Annotated in this window: 21 protein-coding genes; 6 read left to right on the forward strand and 15 right to left on the reverse strand. The window is 60.1% G+C overall.

Going from position 1 to position 24,730, the window contains the following annotated elements; genetic code table 11:
* Nucleotides 1-44: 44 nt before the first annotated feature.
* From H598_RS23745 to dtd, 3 genes are all read left to right on the forward strand, one after another.
* Nucleotides 45-911 carry a virulence factor BrkB family protein gene (locus H598_RS23745; RefSeq protein ID WP_051252607.1) on the forward strand — a complete coding sequence of 289 codons (867 nt, stop codon included), beginning with the start codon at nt 45-47 and terminating at the stop codon, nt 909-911.
* Nucleotides 908-1,438, forward strand: coding sequence for a hypothetical protein (locus tag H598_RS0108135; RefSeq protein WP_051252586.1), 531 nt, complete (start codon nt 908-910; stop codon nt 1,436-1,438). The genes H598_RS23745 and H598_RS0108135 overlap by 4 nt, the downstream gene beginning before the upstream one ends.
* Before the next feature lie 83 nt (nt 1,439-1,521).
* Nucleotides 1,522-1,959, forward strand: a complete 438-nt coding sequence (gene dtd / locus H598_RS0108140; RefSeq protein ID WP_028112576.1) for a D-aminoacyl-tRNA deacylase — start codon at nt 1,522-1,524, stop codon at nt 1,957-1,959.
* A gap of 53 nt (nt 1,960-2,012) precedes the next feature.
* On the opposite strand, the gene rluF is transcribed toward dtd, so the two are convergent.
* Both rluF and H598_RS0108150 read right to left on the reverse strand, forming a co-directional pair.
* The gene (rluF, locus tag H598_RS0108145) at nt 2,013-2,975 is read right to left on the reverse strand and encodes a 23S rRNA pseudouridine(2604) synthase RluF (RefSeq protein ID WP_156896978.1); all 963 of its coding nucleotides are present in this window, start codon (nt 2,973-2,975) and stop codon (nt 2,013-2,015) included.
* Nucleotides 2,976-3,089: 114 nt separating this feature from the next.
* Nucleotides 3,090-3,959, reverse strand: coding sequence for a chemotaxis protein (locus H598_RS0108150; RefSeq protein ID WP_028112578.1), 870 nt, complete (start codon nt 3,957-3,959; stop codon nt 3,090-3,092).
* Between the two features lie 172 nt (nt 3,960-4,131).
* Between H598_RS0108150 and H598_RS0108155 the strand changes: the two genes are divergently transcribed.
* Nucleotides 4,132-4,983, forward strand: coding sequence for a bifunctional GNAT family N-acetyltransferase/hotdog fold thioesterase (locus H598_RS0108155; protein WP_035415715.1), 852 nt, complete (start codon nt 4,132-4,134; stop codon nt 4,981-4,983).
* A 50-nt stretch (nt 4,984-5,033) separates the two neighbouring features.
* Here H598_RS0108155 and H598_RS0108160 read toward each other — a convergent pair whose 3' ends face one another.
* The 8 genes from H598_RS0108160 to gmk form a co-directional block, all read right to left on the reverse strand.
* Entirely contained in the window at nt 5,034-5,903 is an 870-nt protein-coding gene (locus tag H598_RS0108160) for a DUF3014 domain-containing protein (RefSeq protein ID WP_028112580.1), read from the reverse strand.
* A 60-nt stretch (nt 5,904-5,963) separates the two neighbouring features.
* The gene (recG, locus tag H598_RS0108165; RefSeq protein WP_028112581.1) at nt 5,964-8,039 is read right to left on the reverse strand and encodes an ATP-dependent DNA helicase RecG; all 2,076 of its coding nucleotides are present in this window, start codon (nt 8,037-8,039) and stop codon (nt 5,964-5,966) included.
* Nucleotides 8,040-8,127: 88 nt separating this feature from the next.
* Nucleotides 8,128-9,801, reverse strand: coding sequence for an AMP-binding protein (locus H598_RS0108170; RefSeq protein WP_028112582.1), 1,674 nt, complete (start codon nt 9,799-9,801; stop codon nt 8,128-8,130).
* A 548-nt stretch (nt 9,802-10,349) separates the two neighbouring features.
* A complete protein-coding gene (gene trmH, locus H598_RS0108175; RefSeq protein WP_028112583.1) occupies nt 10,350-11,057 on the reverse strand; it encodes a tRNA (guanosine(18)-2'-O)-methyltransferase TrmH in 708 nt (235 codons plus the stop codon).
* 76 nt (nt 11,058-11,133) lie between these two features.
* The gene (locus H598_RS0108180; protein ID WP_028112584.1) at nt 11,134-11,517 is read right to left on the reverse strand and encodes a RidA family protein; all 384 of its coding nucleotides are present in this window, start codon (nt 11,515-11,517) and stop codon (nt 11,134-11,136) included.
* Nucleotides 11,518-11,536: 19 nt separating this feature from the next.
* Nucleotides 11,537-13,636, reverse strand: a complete 2,100-nt coding sequence (gene spoT / locus H598_RS0108185) for a bifunctional GTP diphosphokinase/guanosine-3',5'-bis pyrophosphate 3'-pyrophosphohydrolase (RefSeq protein WP_028112585.1) — start codon at nt 13,634-13,636, stop codon at nt 11,537-11,539.
* Between the two features lie 21 nt (nt 13,637-13,657).
* Entirely contained in the window at nt 13,658-13,936 is a 279-nt protein-coding gene (gene rpoZ, locus H598_RS0108190; protein ID WP_028112586.1) for a DNA-directed RNA polymerase subunit omega, read from the reverse strand.
* Between the two features lie 59 nt (nt 13,937-13,995).
* Complete coding sequence (gene gmk, locus H598_RS0108195; protein WP_028112587.1) at nt 13,996-14,619, reverse strand: guanylate kinase; 624 nt, start codon at nt 14,617-14,619, stop codon at nt 13,996-13,998.
* A 277-nt stretch (nt 14,620-14,896) separates the two neighbouring features.
* Between gmk and H598_RS0108200 the strand changes: the two genes are divergently transcribed.
* Together H598_RS0108200 and nagA are read left to right on the forward strand one after the other, a co-directional pair.
* Entirely contained in the window at nt 14,897-16,639 is a 1,743-nt protein-coding gene (locus H598_RS0108200; protein WP_035415695.1) for a glycoside hydrolase family 3 protein, read from the forward strand.
* Nucleotides 16,636-17,778, forward strand: coding sequence for an N-acetylglucosamine-6-phosphate deacetylase (gene nagA, locus H598_RS0108205; protein WP_028112589.1), 1,143 nt, complete (start codon nt 16,636-16,638; stop codon nt 17,776-17,778). The genes H598_RS0108200 and nagA overlap by 4 nt, the downstream gene beginning before the upstream one ends.
* Here the strand turns inward: nagA and H598_RS0108210 are convergent.
* The 5 genes from H598_RS0108210 to cobA are packed head-to-tail and all read right to left on the reverse strand — an operon-like array spanning nt 17,767 to nt 24,590.
* A complete protein-coding gene (locus H598_RS0108210) occupies nt 17,767-19,461 on the reverse strand; it encodes a bifunctional protein-serine/threonine kinase/phosphatase (protein WP_028112590.1) in 1,695 nt (564 codons plus the stop codon). The genes nagA and H598_RS0108210 overlap by 12 nt on opposite strands.
* Nucleotides 19,451-20,920, reverse strand: coding sequence for a NarK family nitrate/nitrite MFS transporter (locus H598_RS0108215; protein WP_028112591.1), 1,470 nt, complete (start codon nt 20,918-20,920; stop codon nt 19,451-19,453). Before H598_RS0108215 ends, H598_RS0108210 begins: the two co-directional genes overlap by 11 nt.
* Before the next feature lie 28 nt (nt 20,921-20,948).
* Entirely contained in the window at nt 20,949-21,281 is a 333-nt protein-coding gene (gene nirD / locus H598_RS0108220) for a nitrite reductase small subunit NirD (RefSeq protein WP_028112592.1), read from the reverse strand.
* A complete protein-coding gene (gene nirB / locus H598_RS0108225; protein WP_028112593.1) occupies nt 21,278-23,794 on the reverse strand; it encodes a nitrite reductase large subunit NirB in 2,517 nt (838 codons plus the stop codon). The genes nirD and nirB overlap by 4 nt, the downstream gene beginning before the upstream one ends.
* A gap of 10 nt (nt 23,795-23,804) precedes the next feature.
* On the reverse strand, nt 23,805-24,590 hold the full coding sequence (gene cobA, locus H598_RS0108230; protein ID WP_028112594.1) for a uroporphyrinogen-III C-methyltransferase: 786 nt from the start codon (nt 24,588-24,590) through the stop codon (nt 23,805-23,807).
* Between the last annotated feature and the right edge of the window lie 140 nt (nt 24,591-24,730).

A 24,730-nucleotide genomic window follows, 5' to 3' on the forward strand; every position in this document is an offset into this window, starting at 1 on the left:
ATGATCAGAGTGACGTAAGGTTGCACAGGTTTACTATGAACATCATGACTCGGGCTCGACTGCAGTGGCAACGGTTTCCCTGGCGTCGCATTCCCGCCTATTTTCGATTTTTGCTTCGGCGTAGCGTCGATAACCGCCTGCAGGTTACCTCGGGGTACCTGGCCTACATGACCTTGTTGTCGCTGGTGCCGCTGATGGCGGTGGTGCTGTCGATCTTCTCTGCGTTTCCGGCCTTCAAAGGGGTGAAGCAGCAGGTGGAGCAGTTTGTGTACAGCAACTTCGTGCCCACTGCCGGCGGTGTGGTGCAGCAGTATCTGGCGGAGTTTGTCGACAACGCGTCGCGAATGACCGCCGTGGGGGTGGTGTTCCTGGCGGTGGTGGCGCTGGCGCTGATCTCGGCCATCGATAAGGCCTTGAATCAGATCTGGCGAATTCGGCAGCGCCGGCGCTGGGTGTACTCCTTCTCCATGTACTGGATGATTCTGACCCTGGGCCCTATCCTGATAGGCGCCAGTATCGTCATGACCTCTTACCTGGTGTCATTGAAGCTGTTTTCCGACGTTGGCCTGTCTGGTGTGGTGCCGTTCTTCGTGGCGAAGTTGCCATTTTTGTTGTCGGTGCTGGCGTTTGTGATGATGTATGCACTGGTTCCCAATACCCAGGTCCGGTTTCACCATGCCCTCAGCGGTGCGGTGGTGGCGGCGCTGTTGTTTGAGGCGGGTAAGCGGGGCTTTGCCTGGTACATCACCACCTTTCCGTCTTATGAGGCGATTTATGGGGCGCTGGCCGTGATCCCGATACTCTTTGTCTGGGTGTACCTGTCCTGGATGATCCTTCTGGTGGGGGCGGAAGTGACTGCGTCTCTGCCGGAGTTCTTTGCCGTAACTGAAAAACATAAGGAATTGACATGATGAAACATTGGATGATCGCCGCCGTGCTGGTTGTGATGACCGGCTGTGCCAGTACCGGAAACGACCCGGTGACCGTCGATATGAGCGGCATGACCAACGAACAGGCCACGGACCATCTGATTGAGGCCCTGAAGTCGGAGTCTTACCAGGTGAAGCGCGCCAGTGCCGGTCGTGCATTGGTGGATTACGACGGCAGCCATTTCCTGCTGCAGCCGAAGCTGATTCCCAACGGCTTGGACCGAGTGGTGATCACCAAGTACTACGCCCTGCACCCGGATTTGGCCCAGACCCCGGAGTTACTGCTGATCATCGGCAAGTTGAATCAGCAACTGGACTTTGCCAAGTTTGTGGTGCGCGATGAAGGCAAGGCCATCGAAGTGCGCGGCGCCGCAACCTTTGTGGATAGGATCAGCGTGCTGGAGCTGACTCGCTTCATGGATTGGACCAATCAGGGTCTGGCGCTGTTGAAGCAGCAGTTCCCCCAGGCGCAGCCCATGGCCAAAGAGGTTCGGCTCAATACCCTCTGAGCGGCATCGCAAAGATGCGGGTTCCCGCTTGAGTTGCCACGGTGCTGAGGTCACACTGGGGCGACTTTGAATGAGGGGACACAATGATCGCACTGGTGCAGCGGGTTTCGACCGCAAAAGTGGAAGTGGCAGGCCGAATCACCGGCGAAATTGACCGGGGCCTGCTGGTGTTGTTGGGTGTCGAGCAAGCGGATGACACCGACAAACTGCGAAAGCTGGCGGATAAGGTGATGAAGTACAGAATCTTTTCCGATGACGAGGGCAAGATGAACCTTAACGTCCGCCAGGCCGGCGGCAAATTGCTGGTGGTCAGCCAGTTTACCCTGGCTGCCGACACTGGCCGCGGCCTGCGGCCCAGCTTTTCCCGTGCCGGTAAGCCGGAACAGGCTGAGGCGCAGTACCTTGAATTTGTCGACTATTGCCGCAGCACAGGGATGGCGGTGGAGACCGGTGAGTTTGCCGCCGACATGCAGGTGTCGTTGACCAACGACGGTCCGGTGACCTTCCACCTGCAGGTGTAGTTGCCACAACACCAACAAGCCGCTCAACGGAGCGGCTTTTTTGTGGGCCATTTTTATCCTTTGCGTTTCAGGCTCAGGGTGCGGTCGCCGGATTTACGCGGCTTGGGTTTGTCGACCTTGGGTTTGTTGGGATTGTCGACAAAGATTTTTCGACCGCTGGGCTTGTCCAGGGCGCCGCGCCCCTCTCCCTGGCCACTCGGCCGACGCGGCGCGCCAGAGCGGGGTTTGATCGGCCTGGCGGGCCGAAAGTCGCCGTCGCGGCTGCCCTTGGGTGGAGTGGTGTTCACGGCGGTTTTGCTGGAGCCCGCCACGGCCTGGTTGATGGCCGCCATCTCGTCGGCACTCAGATCCCGCCACTGGCCGGGGCGCAGTCCCGACAGGGTCACGTTCATGATGCGGGTACGCTTCAGCTTGGTGACCTTGTAACCCAGATACTCACACATGCGTCGAATCTGACGGTTCAGTCCCTGAGTCAGCACGATCTTAAACACATAGCGGCTGACCATGGTGACCTGACAGGGTTTGGTGACGGTATCGAGAATCGGTACCCCTTTGGACATTCGCTCGATGAAGCGTTCGCTGACCGGTTGATCGACGGTGACCACGTACTCTTTGTCGTGGGCGTTTTCGGCCCGCAGGATCTTGTTGACGATGTCGCCGTCACTGGTGAGAAAAATCAGCCCTTCGGACGGCTTGTCCAGGCGGCCGATGGGGAAGATGCGCCGCTTGTGACCAATGGCATCAATGATGTTGCCGTGCACGTCCCGCTCGGTGGTGCAGGTGATGCCGATGGGCTTGTTGTAGGCGATGTAGATGCGATCGGACTTGTTGCTGGCGCTGGCCTTGATGGGCTTACCGTCCACGGCGACCTGGTCGCCCGGCTGCACCTTGGTGCCAAGTTCCGGGGTGCGACCATTGATGGTGACGCGGTTCTGCTCGATGAGCTTGTCGGCTTCGCGGCGAGAGCAGAAGCCGGATTCGCTGATGAATTTATTCAGGCGTTTTTCGGTAGTCACTGTGGTATCCAACTGGTGGCCGGGTTTTGGCGCGCCACAGTATACCAAATGCAGGCCCGGCTGGGGTCGGTGGCAGAAAAAAGGCGCCCGCCGGACGCCTTAATGCTGGTCGACTCAGTGGTGTGAGCCGCGGGCGATGGCCGCCAACAGGGCTTCGGGATCAAATTTGCACAGGCCTTCGTCGGCGCCGCTGTTGTGGGTGTAGCGACGGCATACCTCGCTGTTGAGTGAGGTGTGCAGAATGATGTAGGTCTCTTTGAGGCAGGCTTCGCTGCGAACCGTGGTGGCCAGTTGGTAACCGTCCAGCTCCGGCATCTCGATGTCGGACACCAGAATCTGAATCGGTTCGCCGGCGGCGGCTTGTTCCTGCAGTCGCTCCAGGGCGGCCCGTCCGTTGGGGGCGCTGTGGTAGTCGATGCCGTGTTGCTCCAGCACGTTGGCCAGTTGTCGACGGGCAAAGCGGGAGTCGTCGCAGATCAGAATTCGCTGGCCGCGAATCTCCGCCAGGGTGGCGTCGTCGAGGACAAAATCGTCGTTGTCCTGACGGGCATTGAGGCCCACGGTTTCGTTGAGGATGCGCTCCAGATCCAGCACCTGCACCAGGTCGTTGTCGCGACGAATGACGCCGGAGCTGTAGCTGGTGTCGCCCAACTTCGTTGGCATGGCGGCAACGTCATCACTGTTGCAGTAGTGAATGGTATCGATGCCGGTCACCAGCAGACCGTACAGGCGTTCCTGCACTTCGCACACCACCACCTGTTTGCAGTCATCGGATGCCATGCCGATGGCGTTGGCCAGATCAATCACCGTCAGAGTGTGGCCCCGCAGTGGCATGGTGCCCACCACCGACGGATGGCTGCCGGGAATCTGGTTGAACTGTCGGGTGGTGACGATCTCCCGCACTTTCAGCGTGGTGATGGCGAAAGCCCGACGAGGCCCCAGGGTAAAGACCAGAAACTCTTGACGATTATTTTCTTGTGACATCCCAAATACCAAAGGTGACTGCGGTTGTAATAGTGATAGCGACGGCAGATTAGCGGTGATTAAATCACGGCGGTCAGCCTGGGTTAACCTTGCCTTGGTAGGGCCAGGCTGTCCACTTAATCTGTGCTATTCTCGGCGCTTATTTGCGCTAAAACAGATTACGCAGGTGGCCATGATATTTGTAAAGCCCGATCCAGCACAATTGACGGCGGGATTTGATCTTCGATTTCGGGTACTGCGTCAACCCTGGCAGCAGCCCAGAGGCAGTGAGCAGGATGATCTGGAGGCTCAGGGATTGCACCGGGTCGGGCTGGATGGCGACGGAAACGTGGTGGCCACCGGTCGGGTGCATTCGCTGTCGTGTCGCCGCGGGCAGATTCGCTATATGGCGGTGGCGCCTGACCGTCAGCGGCAGGGCCTGGGCACGCAACTGCTGGCAGCCCTGGAGCTGGCGGCACAACAGGCCGGTCTGGAGGTGGTGGAGCTGCAGGCGAGAGAGTCTCAGCTGGGATTCTATCTGGCCCGGGGGTATCGGGACATCGGTGTCGGTCACACCCTGTTTGGCACCGTGTCGCACCGGCGCATGGCCAAGGTGCTGGACAGTGGCGTTGCCCGTTTGACTCAGGTGTGGCATCAGACCATTCCCCTGGCCGGTTTCATGCAAGTCGAGGGGCTGTCGTTTGACGGCCGCCGTTTCTGCACTCGGGCCAGTTTCGACAGTGGCCGCAATCTGCACGGAACCCTGTTTGCCGGTGCCGGATACAGCCAGGCGGTGCTCACCGGTTGGGGGCGTGTGTGGCTGGAATTGCAATTGTGTGGGCTGGAAGGCGATATCGTGCTGGCCCGGGCGGAAGTCAGTTACAGCAAGCCGGTGGCTGAGACGCCGGTGGCCGAGGTGGAGAGTGAGGCGTTGGATTTAGCCCCCCTGCTCAATGGTCGCAATGCCAAAGTGCCGCTGACCGTGGTGTTGGCCGATGGGCTGAGGTTACAGGCGCTGTTTGCGGTGCTGGCAGAGCGACACTGAGTGGCAAACAAAAAGGCTCCCTCGGGAGCCTTTTCGGTCGGTGAGCCTGTTCAGTCGTTCATGGCGGCGCGGAAACGGCGCAAGGTCGACTTCAACTTGCGGGCATTGTCCGGTCCCATGCGCAGCATCAGCTTCTCGACGTCGGTCAGCGACTCCAGATCGGTGTCTTTAAACTCGTAGTTGACGCTGTGGCTTTCCAGTGGAATGGCGGTGTCCATCTCCGGGGCCGACAGCAGCAGGTCCATGGCGTCATCCAGGCGGTCGCGGAAGCTGTCTTCGTACCCCAGTTCGGCGTAGGCCTGTTCGAACAACGGCTCCATCAGCAGGAAGGTGTCACGCAGGGCTTGCTCATCGAGGCGGTACAGGAAACTGGTGTAGGCGTCGTAACGGTGGTAGCCGTCGGGATCCAGATACAGCTGACCATTGACGTCCACCGCTTTAAACTCTTCATTCAGGCGTTTAAACGGTCCCTGCTTACGCAGGACATTGCCTTGTGCCAGATTGTCCACCAGGCCAACGAAGCGGCGGATCAGGCTATCAGGCACCAGGAATTGACCTAATTGCATGCCATCGGACAGGCCATTGAGCTGGGCTTTGGCAAAGTCATCGGACTGGGCCAGTGTCGGCAGGGTCACTTTTGGGGCTTCGGGCTCCGGTTGTGGCTCCGGTTCGATCACTTCGGGTTCCGGTTGCGGCTCTGGCTCTGGCTCGATCACCGGTTCGGTGGGCAAGGGCTCGGCAGGCACTTCCACGATGGGCTCGATCACCGGCTCAATGGGGTCGACGGTCGCCACCGGGGCCTCCTTATCGCCGGCGAAGTAGAACCAGGCGCCGATGCTCAGAAGGATAACCAGTACCACCATCACCATGGCAATGGTGCTGGAATTGGAACTGTTGGTGTCGCGTTCATTTGAATTCATGGTGGTCTCTTTGCTCCTGTGCCGACCTACACTCCATTGTGCAAAATTAGCCCTGTCTGTCTAGGCTTGACTGTAAATCTCTCGCCCTTTTAACCACCTATCTATAAGCGGCTGCACATTTTGGGGGTAATTCCGCATCAGATGCAGGGCCAGTCGTTTCACCTGAGGGATCAGTGCTCCGTCCCGAATCAGATCGGCGATTTTCAGATCCGCCAAGCCGGTTTGCTTGGTGCCCAGTACTTCTCCCGGGCCGCGAATTTCCAAATCCCGCTGGGCGATGATAAAGCCATCGTTGCTATCTCTGAGTACGCCGATGCGGGCCTGGGCGGTTTTTGACAGCGGTGGATGATACAACAGCACACAGTGACTGGCGGTGCTGCCGCGGCCGACCCGGCCCCGCAACTGGTGCAACTGCGCCAGGCCAAGTCGCTCCGGATTTTCGATGATCATCAGGCTGGCGTTGGGCACGTCCACGCCGACTTCGATCACCGTGGTGGCCACCAACAGGTCCAGCTCTCCGGACTTGAATTGATCCATGACCTGTTGTTTTTCAGAGGATTTCATCCGCCCATGTACCAATCCGACCCGCAAATCCGGCAGTTGTTCCCCAAGTTCCTGAGCGGTGTCTTCGGCGGCCTGGCACTGAAGCACTTCGGATTCGTCGATCAGGGTGCAGACCCAATAAGCCTGTCGTCCCTGCTCCTTGCAGGCTTGGCGTACCCGCTCGACCACTTCCGGGCGTCGGCTGTCGCCCACGGCTACCGTGGTGACCGGTGTGCGCCCCGGAGGTAACTCGTCGATCACCGAAGTATCCAGATCGGCGTAGGCGGTCATGGCCAGGGTGCGGGGGATTGGGGTGGCGGTCATGATCAACTGGTGGGGGTAATTGCCGTCTTTGAAGCCTTTTTCTCTCAGCTCCAGCCGTTGATGGACGCCAAAACGGTGTTGCTCGTCGATGATGATCAGCGACAGGTGATCGAAGCGAACCTGGTCCTGAAAGATGGCATGGGTGCCGACGATCATTTTGGCGCTGCCGTCGGCGACTCGGGCCAGGGTCTGCTCCCTGGCTTTGCCTTTCAGTTTTCCTGCCAGCCAGGCGACCGGAAACCCCAGTGGCTCCAGCCAGGCGGCAAAGGCCAGGGCGTGTTGTTCCGCCAGTAACTCCGTGGGGGCCATCAACGCCACTTGTTGTCCCTGGCTCAGCACCGTCAGGGCCGCCAACGCCGCCACCAGGGTTTTGCCGGAGCCGACGTCACCTTGTACCAGCCGCATCATCGGTTGGGTCTGCGCCAGATCGGAACGGATTTCGCCGACCACCCGTTGCTGGGCGCCGGTGGGGGTAAAGGGCAGCTGGTTGAGAAAATCCCGCTCGACGGCGCGGTCCACCTGCTGCGGCAATGCCGTGTGCTGATCGGCACTTTGGCGCAATTGCAGCATCGACAGGTTTTGAGCCAGTAACTCCTCCATCGCCAGGCGTTGCTGAGCCGGGTGCTGGCCTTCGGTGAGCAGGTCGACATTGGCGTCGGCAGGGGGCCGGTGAACGTAATGCAGGGCCTGAGCCATGCTCATCTGTTGGTCGTACAACCCTTCAGGCAGCAGTTCTGGCACCGGATGGCGGCGCAGGTGGTCCACCGCTTGTTCGCACAGTTTGCGCAGGCTGAGCTGTTTCAGCCCTTCGGTGGTGGGGTAGATGGGCGTCAGGCTTTCTTCCAGCAAGGGGGCGTTGTCGTCCTCCAGCAGGCTGTACTCCGGATGGATGATCTCCAGCCCGTGCAGGCCGCGTCTGGCTTCACCAAAGGCGCGCAGTCGTTTGCCTGGTTGCAGGCTGTTTTTCTGAGCCATGGCGAAGTTAAAGAAGCGCAGGGTCAGGCTGCCACTGGCGTCGAGGATCTTCACCGTCATCATCCGCTTGCGGCCATAGGTGACATTGGCGGACAGAATCTCACCCTCTACGGTGCCGTGGATGCCGGGCATCAGGCTGGCGATGGTCCAGATTCGAGTGCGGTCTTCGTAGCGCAGGGGCAGGTGGAACAGCAGGTCCTGCACCGAGTCGACGCCAATCTTGGCGAGTTTTTCTGCTACTTTGCTGCCGACGCCCTTAAGGGAGGTGACCGGCAGGGCCGCTAGATCCGTCACACCGTTATCCAAAACCACTGTAAATATGATCAGATAATAGCAGCCCTAGGCTGAGGAATCAGCCCCTTAGTGGGGCTGACTGCGGCGCTTAGCTGGCTTTGGCGTTATTGCCGAGCTGGTCTTCCCATACCACGGCGTCATTGCGGATGTTGCCGATCAAGGCGTTGTAGCGCTTTTCCAGTACGTGGCGCTTGATCTTCAGGGTTGGGGTCAGCACGTCATTTTCCACCGTCCACGGTTCCTGCACCACCAGCACTCCGCCCAGGGTGGCGTGGCTTTCCATGGTGGCACTGACGGCCTGTGACGCGGCCTGCAGAGACGCTTGAACCTGTTCTCGCGGCAGCCCGTAGGCGGATTCTGCCAGCTGCACCAGCGCCACCGGATAGGGCTGACCGGAGCCGATGACACAAAGCAGTTCGATGTTGGTGTCCTGGGCCAACTTGCGCTCGATGGGCACCGGTGCCACGAATTTGCCTTTGGCGGTTTTGAAGTTGTCTTTGACCCGGCCGATGATGCTGACGTAGCCGTCGGCGTCAATTTCCGCTTGGTCGCCGGTGCGGAAGAAGCCGTCTTCGGTCATCGATTCGGCGGTGGCCTCCGGCTGTTTGTAGTACTCCCGGAACAGCCCCGGGCTCTTAAACAGCAGCTCGTGGTTGTCGCCGATCTTCAGCTCCACGTCCATACCGGCGGCGCCAACGGTGCCGATTTTATCCTTCCTGAACGGAAAGTTGAGGGTGGCGTAGGCGGCGTTTTCGGTCATGCCCCAGGCTTCGGTAATGTCCATGCCGATGCGGCCGTACCAGTGCAATAACGCCGGCGAGACCGGCGCGGAGCCGCAGCCGAGGATGCGGGCATTGTTGAGGCCCAACTGTTTGCGAATCTTGCGGGCTACGAACGCGCCGATGATAGGGAGGCCGAGCAGGGTATTGAGTTTGTTGTTGCCCACCTTGGCGATGATGTTTTTTTGGAACAGAGTCCACAACCGTGGCACCGACAGGAAGAAGTTCGGATTGGCTATCTGGACATCTTCGACGAAGGTGTCCAGGCTCTCTACGAAATACACCGTGCCGCCGCCAAAGATGGAGCTGCCGAAGATGTAAGCCCGTTCGGTGATGTGAGCCAGTGGCAGGTAGGAGATGACCCGATCTTTGGGAGTGCCCCCCAGGTGTTCATTGATGCGGCAGGCGGCCCAGCTGAAGGCGCCAAAGGTCATCACGGCCCCTTTGGGATTGCCGGTGGAACCGGAGGTGTAGATGATGGTCATCACGTCGTCGGCATCGGGATACTGGGTTTGAATCGGTTCAGCCAACTCCAGCAGTTGCTGCCAGTGGTACTGGGTCTTAATGCCGTCATAGCCCATTCCCAGTCGCAGCGTTTCGCCGCCGATGCCCGGTTCCTGGCTGGGACCGTCATCCAGTTTCCCCACAAATACCGCCTTGGCTTCGGAGTGTTGCAGCACGTAGCGAATGGTGTCGGCATTGGCGGTGGGGTAGATGGGCACACTGATGAAACCGCCGACCATCAGGGCGTAATCGGTAATGAACCATTCAGAACAGTTTTTCGACAAAATGGCAATCTTGTCGCCTTTCTCAAACCCCAGCTTATGCAGGGCGCCGGCCAGGCGATGGGCCATCTGGTGTACTTGACTCCAGCTGATGTCATGCAGTCTGCGTTGCTTGGGCTGGCGAAGGTAGGTTTTGTCGCCCTGAACCCGGGCCCACTGTTCCAACATCTCTACGGGGGTTTTGAACGCCTGTGTCATCTCACTCTCCCTAGGTGATATCGCGTCAACGATCCGTCTGGTTGTAGTTTTTTGATGGCATCAGCGGCAGACGGAGACATCGATTGCCTTGATGCTGTCATTGTCAGTATCGGTTCGATTGTAAAAAGCCGGCATCCTGCCGGGGATCATTCGGGGCTTGGCGGATCAGCGCCTAGCCCCTCGAAAATAGCAGGAAATTGGCGATTGTGTAGCCAAAGCATAGTGTTAAATTGCCATTTAGTGGCTTTGGGCGACGTAATTTGCGCTGTTTCAATGGCGGCGGTTGCGATCAAATGAAGCGGAAGTGGAGCCGAATGGTGAATTGTGTTGTTGCCATCGCCAACGCAGGGAGGTAACGCTGTTTTTTTGCTGACACCGAAAAAATTCCGGCGTTGTGGAGGGGACCGTCCTGGCGCCGGTTATTTTAAAAACACCTTTAATTTTAACTGCATAAGAAAAAACGGCGCGGGGGAATCTACGACGTGATGACCGGGAGCTAGGAGGGGGGTGTCAGTGGGGCCGAAGCGGCCCCACTGACCGGCGCGGTATTAATCGTCCAGGTGAGCCCAGGACTCTTTGTTCATCTGCACTTTCTGCCACCAGTCGTCACTGGCATCGATCTGGCCTTCCTCGTCGACCCGAGGGTAGGGCAGGCCTTTCTGGCGGCAGATCTTGGCAAAGATTGGGTGGCCGCCTTCAAACAGCAACCGTTGGCATTCGGCGTCGTCGATGCTGCGCTGTTGGTACATGCCGGCTTGTTGACGCTGTCGTTGGGCCTCGTACAGCATCAGGGCGGTGGCGACGGAAACGTTCAGCGACTGCACCATCCCCACCATGGGAATGATGACGTCCTGATCCGCCAGAGCCAGGGCTTCGGCAGTGATGCCGGTCTTTTCCTGACCCATCAGGATGGCGGTGGGCTTGGTGTAGTCGATGTCGCGGAAATCCACGGCGGTGTCGGACAGGTTGGTGGCGATGATCTGCATGCCTTGCGCCCGCAACTCTTTAATGGCATCGACAATGGTGTCGTGTGACTTCAGATCCACCCATTGCTGACTGCCGGTGGCGGTTCCGCCGGACAGCTTGGTTTTCTGATCCGGCCAGACGGCGTGAACCCGGTGTACCCCGACGGCGTCGGCGGTCCGCACCATGGCGGCCAGGTTGTGCGGCTTGTGGACCTCTTCCATGCAGATGGTCAGGTCTGTCTGGCGGCGGTCCAGCATGGCATTGATGCGGGCGAGACGTTCGGGGCTCATGAAACTTCCTTAAACAATGAATGCGGGGGCGCCAAAAGCGCCCCCGAAGAGTATAGCTGTGGTCGCTGCGGCGGGATTACAGGATCATCACCGCGTCCATCTCAACCAGGCTGCCCTTGGGCAGTTCCTTCACACCGATGGCGGCGCGCGCCGGGTAGGGCTGCTGGATGTATTGACCCATGACTTCGTTGACCTTGGCAAAGTTGGCCAGGTCAACCATAAAAATGTTCAGTTTGGCGATGTGTTGCAGGCTGCCGCCGGCGGCTTCACAGACGGCTTTCAGGTTATCGAACACCTGTACCACCTGGGAATCAAAGTCGTCACCAACCATCTCCATGGTGTTCGGGTCCAGCGGGATCTGGCCGGAGATGTACACGGTGTCGCCGGCTTTAATGGCCTGAGAATAGGTGCCAATGGCGGCCGGTGCGTTTTCGGTGGCGATAACGATCTTATCGGTCATGGGTTCCCCACAAATATTCTTAATTACGATTTCGCGCGACTTTCAGAACCTCGGGCTGCACCCTCAGTTTGCGCATGACGTTCGCTAAATGAACCCGATTCTTGACGGTCAGAGTCAATGCGATGGAGTAGACTCTGCCCTCTTTCTCTTCGGTGTTCAGATTATGAATATTGGCATCACATGCCGCAATAATGGAAGTGAGTTTTGCCAGAATCCCCTGATGATTCACGATTTCCATGCGTAAACCGGTGACAAACTCCTCGCGGCTGTCCTGGTCCCACTCCACATTGAGAAACTTCTCCGACTCCACCTCGCGGGCGCGTCGAATGTTGCGGCAGGTATCGATGTGCACCACCAGTCCCTTGCCGGGGCTGACGTGGGCGACGATGTCATCACCGGGGATGGGGCGGCAGCATTTGGCAAACGACAGCAGCACCCCTTCGGCACCGCGAATCGGCAGCTTGTCACTGCCGTTGGCTGACTCCAGCTCTCCGCGCAGTTTCTGAGCCACCACCAGGCTCATGGCGTTACCCAGACCAATGTCGGCCAGCAGGGTATCGAAATCGTCGTGACGGTACTCTTCCACGATCTGGTCGATGCGGCTCTGCGGAATCTCGTCCAGGGTCATGTCGCCCAGGGCGTGGTTGAGCAGACGTTTGCCCAGGGCGGTGGCGTCGCGATCCTGCAGGCTCTTGAGCACGTGACGGATCTTGGCTCGGGCCTTGGCGGTGACCACAAAGTTGAGCCAGGCGGCGTTGGGCCGGGCACCGGGGGCGGTGATGATCTCCACCGTTTGACCTGACTTGAGCGGTTGGCTCAGCGGGTAGGCGTGGCGGTTGATCTTGGCGCCGACGCAGCCGTTGCCGACGTCGGTGTGAACCGCGTAGGCAAAATCCACCGCGGTGGCGCCCAGGGGCAGTTCCAGAATCTTACCGGTGGGGGTGAACACGTAAATCTCATCCGGGAACAGATCGGTTTTTACGTTTTCAATAAATTCAAAGGAGTTACCGGCACTTTGTTGTAACTCCAGTAGGCTTTGCATCCATTTGCGGGCGCGAACCTGGGCGGTGGTGGCACTGGCTTCGGCGTCGTCTTTGTACAGCCAGTGAGCAGCCACCCCTTTGTCGGCCATCTGGTCCATGTCATCGGTGCGCACCTGAACCTCCACCGGCACCCCGTGGGGCCCATAGAGCGAGGTGTGCAGACTTTGGTAGCCGTTGGCTTTGGGGATGGCGATGTAATCTTTGAAGCGGTCCAGGCGGGGTTTATACAGGGTGTGCATGGCCCCGAGTACCCGGTAACAGGTGTCGATGTTCTTCACCGTTACTCGAAACGCGTAGATGTCCATCACTTCCTGAAACTGCAGCTCTTTGTTCACCATCTTGTTGTAGATGGAGTACAGGTTCTTTTCCCGCCCCTGCACCGTGCCCTCGATCTGCACCTCCTCGAGACGGCCGACAATGGCGTCGCGGATGGAGTTCATGATCGCTTTGCGGTTGCCGCTGGCGGCCTGCATCACCTCTTTGAGGACCCGATGACGCATCGGGTAGAGTGCCTGAAAGCCCAGGTCTTCCAGTTCATTCTTGATGTTGTGGATGCCAAGACGGTTGGCAATGGGGGCGTAGATCTCCAGGGTTTCCCTGGCGATGCGGCGACGTTTGTCCGGGCGCAGCGAGCCCAGGGTGCGCATGTTGTGGGTGCGGTCGGCCAGTTTTATCAGGATCACCCGAATGTCCTGCACCATGGCCAGCACCATCTTGCGGAAGTTTTCCGCCTGCGCTTCTTTCTTGTCGCGGAATTTGAGCTTGTCGAGTTTGGAGACCCCTTCCACCAGTTCGGCGACGGCGGGACCAAACTGCTCCGCCAGATCCTCTTTGGTGATCTCGGTGTCTTCGATGACGTCGTGCATCAGGGCGGCCATCAGCGTCTCGTGATCGAGTCGCATCTCCGCCAGAATGCGGGTAACCGCAATCGGATGAGTAATGTAGGGTTCGCCGCTGGAGCGTGTCTGCCCATCATGGGCATCTCTAGCGGTGATATAAGCGCGAGTGAGATTCTCGACCTGTTCCGGATCCAGATAACTGGACGCCAGTTCCCTCAGGCTTTCAAACAGATACAACGACGACCCCCATTATGGACGTTACAGTGCGCGTCCTTCGGCGATGGCGGCTACCGCTGCCAGTTCTGCCGCTTCCTGTTCGCGCTGAGCTTGCAGCTCCTGCTCGTCCAGTGTTTTCGCATCGATAAGGCCGGACTCGATTTCGCGCAGTGCGATAACCGTAGGCTTATCGTTCTGCTCTTCGACCAGCGGTTCCTTGCCGTTTACAGACAGCTGACGTGCGCGACGAGAGGCCACCAAGATCAGGTCGAAACGGTTGCCAATCTTATCTACGGCGTCTTCAACAGTTACCCGTGCCATGAGAAGGAACTCCTGTGTTTGAGCTTAAAAAAATGACGCAAAAGTGTACATGATGTTGGCTAGTCTGCCAACAGATCATCTAGCATATCATTGTGAGTGATCCTTTGCCCAGCTAGATGTAGCCGGTTGGCCTTCACAATGGTGGAAAATTCGTTCAGGGCGGTATCGAAATCGTTGTTTACGATCAGATAGTCGTATTCATCATAGTGGCTCATCTCATCCACGGCATCGGCCATGCGGCGGGCGATGATGGTCTCACTGTCCTGACCGCGGCTGTTGAGGCGACGCTCCAGCTCCTTGCGGGAAGGCGGCAGGATGAAGATGCCGATGGACTCCGGCATGGCGGCTTTGACCTGGCGGGCACCCTGCCAGTCGATGTCGAGAAACACGTCGATGCCGCGATCCAGGGTTTGCTCAATGGTGATGCGGGAGGTGCCGTAGTAGTTGTCGAACACCTCGGCCCACTCAAAGAAGGCGTTCTGGTCAATCAGGGCTTTGAACTCGTCTTTGCTGACAAAGTGGTAATGCACGCCATTCTCTTCACCTGGGCGCGGCGCTCGGGTGGTGTGGGAGACGGACACCTGCATGTCGGCGGGCTGGTCTTGCAGCAAAGCGCTGATCAGCGATGATTTTCCGGCTCCGCTTGGTGCCGACACAATGAATAAATTGCCACGACGAGTCATGGTAAAGGTCCACCCTATATTCGAGTATCACCTGCCGGGCAGGGCTCGGTTAGGGGCCACACCAGACGGGAGTCTAAAGAAAGCGTAGTGGTGAAGGGGCAAACACGCCCAACCACTGGGATTGAGGCGGCGTAAAGTACCACGAATGGGGGTATAAATCACCCGTGACCGAATACGGCGGCCACATTTCTTCGATGCAGATGCGGTTGCAGGCTTGATAACTCATTGAAGGGGTGGGACTCTTGGGGCCACAAGCCAAGCTGTCCCATGATGGATCATGACGTTAGAACAACAGATTGCGCAAAAACTGATGCTGGACCTGCGCTATTTCGGCGCCACGTCAGCAACCCGTACTCCGATGCGAACCCTGCCGACAGAACTGGCGGCCCTGATTGCCGATACCGGCCTGGGCGGGGTGATTCTGTTTGCAGAGAACCTGCAGGACCCGGAGCAGATCCTGACCCTCACCGACGACCTGCAGCTGGCGGCGGCCGCCTCCAATTCCGGTATACCGCTGCTGATTTCGGTGGACCAGGAGGGGGGGCGGGTGTGCCGGACGCCGCGATCCTTTACCACCGCCTTTGCCGGCAACATGGCGCTGGGCGCCACCGATGAGCGTCATGGCGATGGCTTGACCCTGGCCTGCGCCGCGGCCATGGCGGCGGAGTTGTCGGCGTTGGGCCTCAATGTCAACCACGCCCCCTGTGTCGATGTGAATAACAATCCCGACAATCCGGTGATCAATGTCCGCGCCTTTGGCGACGATCCCGACCTGGTGGCGCGCCTGGGCGAGGCCCAGGTGCTGGGGTTGGAGGAGGCCGGGGTGGTCGCGACCCTGAAGCACTTCCCCGGTCACGGCGACACCTGCGTCGACAGCCACACCGGGCTGCCGCGGGTAGAGCATGACCGATCGCGGTTGGACAAGGTGGAGCTCAAGCCCTTTGCCGACATCATCGCCCGGCAGCCACCCGGCATGGTGATGACTGCCCATGTGCAATTCCCGGCACTGGACAGCACCGAACTGGTGGGACGTGATGGCAAACCGGTACTGGTGCCGGCCACCATGTCCAGAGCCATCATTACCGATCTGCTGCGGGGGCAACTGGGTTACCAGGGCGTGGTGATCACCGACGCCATGGACATGGGCGGCATCAGCGACTATTTCGAACCCTTGGAAGCGGTGATTCAGGCATTTGCTGCCGGCGTCGACATCGCATTGATGCCGCTGCGGGTTCGGTGCCCGGAGGATCTTCAGCGTCTGCCGGCACTGATTGCCGGCGTGGCCGCCGCCGTGGCGGATGGCCGCCTGTGCTCCCAGGCCCTGTCGGCCTCGGCTCAGCGGATTCTGGACCTGAAGTGGCGCTTCAAACTGGGTAACCGTCGAGCTTCTCGGGCCCAGCGGTTGCAGTGGGCCGAGTCGGTGCTTGGGTGTGAGCCGCATCGGCTACTGGAGCAGCAATTGGCCCAGGCGTCCATTACTCAGGTGGGCGCGGCCAGTGTCTGTTTGCCGCCAACCGGATCCTGGCTGTTGTTATTACCGGAACTGGCTCAGGGGCAGGCACTGGCATCGGCGCTTCGACGTTTCGGAGACTCGAGTCTGCAGATTTTGGTGTTGTCGCCGCGTCACCATGAGGACAACGTCATTCGCGCTGCGATGGCCACGTCGGACGTGGTGATCGGCGGCTATGTCTCGCCCCGTCAGAGCGTGGCGGAACTGGGCGGCATGGATGATCTGGCTCGACTGACCGAGCAGCAGTTGATTCGGGCCCACGACCCGCTGCGGTTAAAGGGATTAATGAAAGAGGCCCGGGAAACCGGTAAGTGGGTGGTGCATCTGAGCCTGCGGGCACCCTATGATTGTCGCATTTTTGCCAAAGAGGCCCATTGGATGTTGGCCAGTTACGCCTATCACCTGGATCAGACTTCACCGCCGCACAGTGCCAGTTTCGATGCCCTGGCCAGGGTGTTGCTGGGTCAGGCAACCCCTCAAGGCAGCCTGCCGTTGAAGGAGGTGCTATGACAGTAAGGTATCGGATTGATCGTTTGTTTGACGGCCGGCAGATGCTGGCTGACCGGGTGCTGACCGTTGCCGACGGGCGGGTGGTGGCCGTGGATCAGCAGTGTCAGCATGCCGATCTGCACCTGGCGGGCATCGTTGCGCCAGGGTTGGTGGATCTGCAGGTCAATGGTGGTGGTGGAGTGCTGCTCAATGACTGCCCCGAGCCGGCCGCCATGGCGCGTCTGTTTCAGGCACACACCGGCCTGGGCACCACCTCGATGCTGCCGACGGTGATCACCGATTCGGTGGCGGTGATGACTGCCGCCGCCGACGCGGTCGCCGAGGCCCGTCGCCACAACCCTCATGGCATCATCGGCATTCACTTCGAAGGCCCGCACATTGCTGCTGCCAAGAAGGGGGCCCATTGCGGTGAGCAGATTCGACCGTTGTCCGAGGCCGAATGGCAGCTGTATCAGCGCGACGATCTTGGGGTCAAGCTGGTGACTCTGGCACCGGAGACGGTGAGCTGTGCCGAGATTCAGACTCTGACGGCCATGGGCGTCCGGGTGTTTTTGGGGCACTCCAATGCCAGCGCCGATCAGGCGCAGCAAGCCCTGAAAGCCGGGGCCGTTGGCTTTACCCACCTGTTCAATGCCATGTCGGCGTTTGGTTCCCGCGAACCGGGCATGGTCGGGGCGGCGCTGCTCGATGACAGCAGCGTGGCCGGTTTGATCGCCGATGGTCAGCATCTGGACTATCGTTCCGCCCGGGTGGCGCTGCGCTGCAAAGGGGCGGACAACATCGCCCTGGTAACCGATGCCATGCCATTGGTGGGCAGTGACCTGCAGCGGTTTACCCTGGTGGATCGGGAGGTGCATCGACAGGGGGATCGTCTGCTGGCTCACAGCGGTGAGCTGGCGGGATCGCTGTTGGACATGGGGGCCGCGGTACGCAATGCGGTGTTGCACCTGGGCGTCAGCCTGGAGCAGGCACTGCGGATGGCCAGTGCGGTGCCGGCGCGGGCCTTGGGGCTGGAGGCCGTCTATGGTCACCTGCGCCCCGGTGCCGTTGCCAACCTGGTGTGGTTGTCGCCTCAGCTTGACGTTCAGGGCACCTGGGTGGCTGGCCAGAGACAGGACGTTGAGACGTTACCCCAGTAACCACTGGGCGATCAGGGCGGCCATCAGCACCGCACTGATGCCCTGCCAGAACCGCACCGGGTGACGCTTAGCCAGGGGCAGGCTGGGCTCGTTGGCATCGCTTCGCGGGTGGCGCAACCGCTGCTGCAATTCTGATAATGAGCTCAGTCGTCGCTTGGGGTCGGCGGCGGTGGCCTGTTGCAACAGTTGGTCCAGCCACAGCGGCTGGTTGGGCTGCCACTGCCTGAGACTGCGGTAGCGCCAATCACTGAAGCGCTTTCGTTGACCCGGACGTTTATTGGCGTACGGCCGTTGCCCGCACAACAATTCGTACAGGATGATCCCCAGAGAGAACAGATCGCTGCGGTTGTCAGCAGGTTGCTCCAGCTGGGTTTCCGGGGCGCTGTAATCCACGGTGCCCACGGCCTGAGACAACTGCTGCCAACCGGGCAATTCCTGCAGGGAGCCGGCGCCAACGCTGCCGAAATCAATCAGCTTGATGTGGCCATCGGCGTCGATCATGATGTTGTCCGGTTTCAGGTCCCGGTGCACCATCTGTTGCCGCTGCAGGGCGCGCAGTCCGGCGACGATCCCGTCCACCACCGGTCGCAACTGTTGAATCTCCGGAGTGGGGTGATCCTGGTGCCATTGCGACAGCGTCTGACCGTCGATGTACTCGCAGATCAGGTACAGGAAGCGGCTGTTGTGATTCAGGCGGGTGGTCATGAGGTTGGGGTGGCTCAGGCACTGACCGACCCAGGCTTCACGGGCCAAAGCCGCCAGTTGGCTGTGGTGGTCTTCCAGGTTGGGGGACGGGGCCTTGAGAACCCACAGGCCGCCTTGCTGCCGATCCCGAACCAGGTACAGGTGAGAGCGGGGGCTGGCATGCAGGCAGCGCACTACCTGATAATGATCCAGGCTCTGGCCAGCGGCCAGGACCGGCGGTATGGCCAGGTGTTGCCACTGTTGCAGTAACTGCTGTGGCTGATCGCCGGGACACTGCTGCACCTCGATGATCAGGCAGCTGATGTTGTCACGACTGCCTTGTTGCTGTGCCAGCCTGACTAATCGTTGAGCGCTGGTCTCGAGATCCTCTTGGCGCGACAATTCGGCCTTTATCTGCTTTGGCCGAAGGTGATCGTGGAAGCCGTCGGAACTGAGCACGAAGCGATCCCCGGCCTGCAGCCGCAGTTCATGGGTATCGACCCGCAAGTGGGGGTCGGCCCCCAGTGCCCGGGTCAGTACCCGGCCATTATTGTGGCTGGCGGTCAGCACCTGCCACTGTCCGTCACGGATCAGCGCCACCTGGCTGTCACCGACCTGGTACAGGTAGCCCTGATTGCCTTTAAGCACCAGGGCGGAAAAGGTGGTCAACCATTGTTGCTGGCCGAGACCGCAATGACACAACCAGTGGTTGAGGGCGGCCAACAGCTTCGAGGCGCGGCGGTGAGTGCTCCAGCTGGCCGGGGTGGCGTAGAAGTCCTGCACAAAATTGGTGACGCTGAGGACTGCGGCCGGACCGCCATGGCTGGCATTGGAGACCCCATCGGCCAAGGCCGCCGCCCAACCGTGATGCTCGGTTTCTCGGGCGCCGGGGCGCGCCAGGGCAAAGGCGTCCTGGTTGCCGGATTTGGCGCCGGCAGCCGAGTGGCCACCGAACGCCAGGGATAACCGGGTCTGACCGGTGACAGGGTTAGCCGACACGGATCAACTCCACGCTGCCGTCTTCACGAATCTCGGTGATCTGACCCCGGGGTTCCTCCATCAGCAGCAGGGCCAGCAAGCCCACCACGGCCGTGGCGGCGATGACCCAGAAAAACGTGGCGTAATCCACCATCGACAGCACGGTCAGGTAGACCACGGCACCGACGTTGCCGTAGGCCCCGGTCATGCCGGCTATCTGGCCGGTGAGGCGGCGTTTGATCAGTGGCACGGCGGCAAATACCGCCCCCTCTCCGGCCTGGACGAAGAAGGAACAGGCCATGGCGGCGACGACGGCCAACAGCAGCGGCCAACTGGCGTCGATCTGGGCCATCAATGCGTACCCCAGGGCCAGACCCGTTGTCAGTATGATCAGGGTCCGCTTGCGGCCAAAGCGGTCGCTGAGCCAGCCGCCGCCGGGGCGGGAGGCCAGGTTCATAAAGGCGTAGGCCGAGGCCAGCATGCCGGCGTACACCATATCCAGCTCAAACACCTCGGCAAAGAACAACGGCAGCATCGAGACGACCGCCAGTTCGGAGCCGAAGGTGGCGAAATAGAGCACGTTCAGTACCGCCACCTGCTTGAATTTGTACCGGTGCTCCGCGGCCACCGGCGCTCGAAAGACTCCCTTGTTGACCCGATAGGCCTGCACCACCTCCAGAACAAACAGTAGCCCAAGCGTGCCATACAGGCCGTAAACCAGAGGCTGACTCAGCAGCTTGACCCCGGCAGGGGAGAGCTTCCAAGTTAACAGGGCCAGGGCGGCGTACATCGGCAGCTTCATCAGCAGCAACAGGGCGAAATCGCCTTTGCTGGTGACCTCCATGGCGCCGCTCTGTTTGGGTTTGAAGTAGGTTGAGCCCTTGGGAGTATCGTTAACGTTCTGGTACCAGATGACGCTGAACAGCAGGCTGAGGGCACCGGTTACCGCCACGGCGTAGCGCCAGCCGTCGTCACCACCGAACCACAGCGCCAGCAGCGGCAGAGTCATGGCGCCCGCGGCGGAGCCGAAGTTGCCCCAGCCGCCGTAGATCCCTTCGGCAGTGCCCAGCTCATGGGCGGGAAACCACTCGCTGACCATGCGGATGCCCACCACAAACCCGGCGCCGATGAAGCCAAGCAGGAATCGCGACAGGGCGGCGGTAGCAAAGTCGTCGGCAAAGGCGAACATAAAACAGGGCAGGCTGCACAGTGCCAGCAAGGCGGCGTAGGTCAGCCTGGGACCGTAGCGGTCGGTGAGCATGCCAATCACCACCCTGGCCGGAATGGTCAGGGCCACGTTGAGGATCAGCAGGGTCTTCACCTGAGCACCACTGAGACCGAGGGAGTCGGCGATCACGCCCAGGAGTGGTGCGTGGTTGAACCAGACGAAGAAGGTGATGAAAAAGGCCATCCAGCTGAGGTGGAGGATTTTCATCTTGCCGGTAAACGAAAGCAGCTTAATGCCGTCATGGGTTTGCATGGGTTACTCCTTTAACCAAAATTGGGGCTCAGTGGCGCAGCTGCACCTTGCCGTCCACCGTACGCACCGGATAAGTGGGCACCGATACAGTGTCGTCCTGCAGGCAGCGTCCGCTGCTGAGGCAGTAGTGGTGGCGATATAGGGGGGAGCTGACGGTCAGGGTGCCGTCCACCTCTGCCAGCAGTCCGCGAGACATGACGTTGGCTTTGCCGAGGGGATCGTGGTTGCCGATGGCGTACAGTTCGCCATTGGCCAGGTAGAAGATGGCCACCTGTTTGTTGTCCAGCAGGGCACAGACGCCGCTGTCAGGGCTGAGGTCGTCGAGGGCGCAGATCTCCTGCCAGTGGGATGAAGTACTCATGCCAACTCCTTGATGTCGATGGGGGCGGGACGGATCTGACCGCGCTCTTCGGTAAAGCGCACGCCGTCGTCACCGCGTTTGCTGTTGATGAAATGTTGAAACTGCTTCAGGCGTTTGGGGTCATCCAGGGTGGTTTTCCATTCACATTGATAGCGATCCACCAGCGCCTGCATCTGTCGTTCCAGCTCGGCATTGAGTCCCAGGCTGTCGTCGATGACCACCTGTTTGAGGTAGTCGAGACCGCCGTCGAGGCTCTCCAGCCATACCGAGGTGCGCTGCAGGCGTTCGGCGGTGCGAACGTAGAACATCATGATGCGATCGATGTAGGTGATCAGGGTGGCGTCATCGAGATCGGTGGCAAACAGGTCGGCGTGACGGGGGCGCATGCCGCCGTTGCCACCGACATACAGGTTCCAGCCCTTGTCGGTGGCGATGACGCCGTAATCTTTACTCTGGGCTTCGGCGCATTCGCGGGCACAACCGGACACCGCCAGCTTGATTTTGTGGGGGGAGCGGATGCCTCGGTAACGGTGCTCAATGCGGATCGCCATGGCGGTGGAGTCTTGAACGCCGTAGCGACACCAGGTGCTGCCGACACAGGATTTGACTGTCCGCATCGCCTTGCCGTAGGCGTGGCCGGTTTCAAAACCGGCGTCCACCAGCCGGCGCCAGATGGCTGGCAGTTGTTCCATGCGGGCACCGAACAGATCGATGCGTTGACCGCCGGTGATCTTGGTATACAGGCCATACTCTTTGGCCACCTGGCCGAGGACGATCAGCTTGTCGGCGGTGATCTCGCCGCCGGGAACCCGAGGGACCACCGAGTAGGTGCCGTCTTTTTGCATGTTGGCCAGGAAGCGGTCGTTGGTGTCCTGCAGGCCAACATGGGCGTCGTCGAGGATGTAATCGTTCCACAGCGAGGCCAGCATTGAGGCCACTGCCGGTCGGCAGATTTCGCAGCCACGGCCCTGACCACACTGGGTCAACAGGGCGTCAAAGGTTCTGATCTCTCGCACTCGCAGGATGTCGAACAGTTCGGTACGCGAGTAAGGGAAGTGGTCGCACAGGCTATGGTCGACGGTCAGGCCCTGTTGCTCCAGCCGGTTATCCAGCAGTTGCCCCACCAGTTGGCCACAGCCGCCGCAGCCGGTGCCGGCCTTGGTGCAACTCTTAAGGCTGGCCAGGTCACAGGCGCCGGCATCAATGGCCTCGATGAGATCGGCCTTACTGACGTCGTGGCAGGAGCAGATCTGGGCCGAGTCTGGCAGGGCTTCCACCCCGGACCCGGCCGTGCCGCCCTGCTCCTGCAGCGGCAACAACAGCGATTCAGGAGGCTGCGGCAGTGGCATCTGGTTCAGGCACAGCTGCAGCCAGTTGCCGTAGTCGCTGGCATCCCCCACCAAGACCGCCCCCAGCAGTTTGGTGCCGCTGTCGTCGACGACGATCTTTTTGTACAGGCCGTTGGCGTGGTCGCTGAAACAGTAGCTGAGGGCGCCGGGGCTACTGCCGTGGGCGTCGCCGATGCTGGCGACGTCGACGCCCAGCAGCTTCAGCTTGGTGCTCATGTCGGCGCCGCTGAAGGCGGCTTGCTGGCCTTGAATGGTGGCGGCCGCCACCTTGGCCATCTGGTAGCCCGGCGCCACCAGGCCAAAAATGCGTTGCTGCCACAAGGCGCATTCGCCGATGGCGTAGACGTTGGCGTCTGAAGTCTGACACCGGTCGTTGATGACGATGCCGCCGCGGTCGCCGATCTGCAACTGGCCCTGGCGGGCCAGCTGATCCTGAGGCCGAATGCCGGCGGAGAACACCACCATATCGGTATCCAGGCTGCTGCCGTCGGCAAAGCTCAGCCGGTAGCGGCAGGGGCCGTCCGGGGTGGCGTCGATGCTTTGGGTGGCTTTGTCGGTGTGTACCGTCAATCCCAGTTGCTCGATCTTTTGTCGCAACAAGGTCCCACCGCCGTTGTCCAGTTGCACCGCCATCAGTCGCGGGGCGAACTCGACCACGTGGGTTTGCAGGCCCAGGGTATTCAGGGCATTGGCGGCTTCCAGTCCGAGCAGGCCGCCGCCGATGACCACGCCGACCCGACTGTCGGAGGCGGAGTGTTGAATCGCCTGCAGATCCTCGATGGTCCGGTAGGGGTGGATGTGCGCTTGGTCCCGCCCCGGAATGGGCGGCACAAAGGGGTAGGAGCCGGTGGCCAGCACCAAGGTATGGTACGCGTATTGCTGCCCGTCGCTGCAGGTCAGCGTCTGTTCGGTGGTGTCGATGCTGAGCACTCGGGTCGACAGGTGGCTGATTACCCCTTGCTGCTGGTAGTCCTTTGGGTGGGCCAGGGCCAGGTCATCGGCGTTGCCGCTGTCAAAGTAGCGGGTCAGCTGTACCCGGTCGTAGGCCAGTCGAGGCTCTTCGGCAAACACCAGCAACTCAAAGTCGCTGCAGCCAGCCATCTCTTCGATAAAGCGGTGGCCAACCATTCCGTTGCCGACAACCGCAATTATGGGTTTGGTCATGACTCTCTCCTTAAGCAATCGCTTGTTGGCTTTGAGGGGGCTGCTGCCACCAACTTAGGGAGTCGGCCAGGCGGACTACCTCGCCAACGTAGATCAGGGTGGGGCTGCGCAGGTGGTGGCGCAGTGCGTCAGTGGCCATCTGTTTCAACGAGGTGATGACCACCCGTTGTTCGGGGCGACAGCCGTTTTCCACCAGCGCCACCGGCGTGGCGTCGCTCATGCCATGCAGGCTCAGTTGGTGGCGGATGTGAGGCAGTTGGTTCAGGCCCATGTAGAACACCAGGGTCTGGTTGCCTTTGGCCAGGGCGGCCCAGTCCAGTTGCAGCTGGGTATTGGCCTGGCCGGTGATCAGGGTGCAACTCTGGGACAGACCCCGATGGGTAAGGGGAATGCCGGCGTAGCTGCCACAACCGCTGGCGGCGGTGATGCCGGGGATCACTTCGGCGACAATGCCCGCCTGGTGCAGGGCCAGTAACTCTTCGCTGCCACGACCAAACACAAAAGGGTCACCGCCCTTGAGGCGCACGATCCGATGACCCTGGCGGGCCAGTGCCACCATGCGTTGATTCAGCCGTGACTGGGGCAAAGCATGGTTGTGGCGTTTTTTGCCCACGTAGATGGCGCTGGCACTGTCGGGAAAGCGCGCCCGAATGGCCTCGCTGACCAGGTTGTCATACAGGATCACATCGGCGTGCTGAATGCGGTCCATTGCTTTGAGGGTAAGCAACTCCGGATCGCCGGGGCCAGCGCCAATCAGGGAGACCTGATAGGGAACAGAATCGGACGGGGTTCGCATTGTGGCGATCTCCTGCTGAAAAGAAACGGTATTCAGACAGGGGCAAGAGCGGTGCCACAACGTGATAACTTCTGTTTATTGGCGCTTATATTGTTAATAAACAGAAGGTTGAGTTTGGTTTGGTTTTTTTGGGGCTTGTG

Source organism: Ferrimonas kyonanensis DSM 18153 (genome assembly GCF_000425405.1).
Classification (GTDB): Bacteria; Pseudomonadota; Gammaproteobacteria; order Enterobacterales; family Shewanellaceae; genus Ferrimonas; species Ferrimonas kyonanensis.